The following is a 529-nucleotide window of genomic DNA, read 5'->3' on the forward strand; positions in this document are numbered from 1 at the left end:
TGCTTGTAAATCAAGAGTTGGGTTAAATGTTCCCGTTTGACCTAAAATATTTTTAAACTGTGGTGTCAGTCCTAGTGCTGTTCCATGGTCAATAATCTGACGCTGAATAGTAGCAAGTTTATCTGTGTTTATTGGATCACCATTTGACACTTGGTTTTTTAGTTGTCTTAAATCATCCAAAGCATTAGTTAAATCTTGGGCTCTCTGGTACAATTCAGGTTGTTCCCTACGACTTAGGCTTTCACGAGTACGAAGTGCTAGTTCATAGTTATCATCAAAAGCATTACTAACTTTCTGTTTAGCAGTTTTATAAGCTTTGTTGGTAGCATTAAAATGGGATTCATAGGTTTGGTATTTTTCTGCTTGTTCTGCCGCTCTATTACCTCCCAAAATGGACGATCCTTTAGACTCTAACACTGATTTGTGTTCAGCGTTGATGTCAGCAGCTGTCATCCCATGAACATCCCTAGCAATGTTACGAGGAGTGTTTTCATTAGCTACACCTTCATGCAAGGTTATGTCATGGAAT

At 38.4% G+C, this 529-nt stretch carries 1 protein-coding gene; it reads right to left on the reverse strand.

The features are described from left to right. Positions 1-529, reverse strand: a 529-nt coding sequence (locus tag N1032_RS27685) for a hypothetical protein (RefSeq protein ID WP_259543942.1), incomplete at both ends; no start/stop codon positions are given.

It is taken from the genome of Herbiconiux daphne (assembly GCF_024979295.1).
Lineage (GTDB): Bacteria > Actinomycetota > Actinomycetes > Actinomycetales > Microbacteriaceae > Herbiconiux > Herbiconiux daphnes.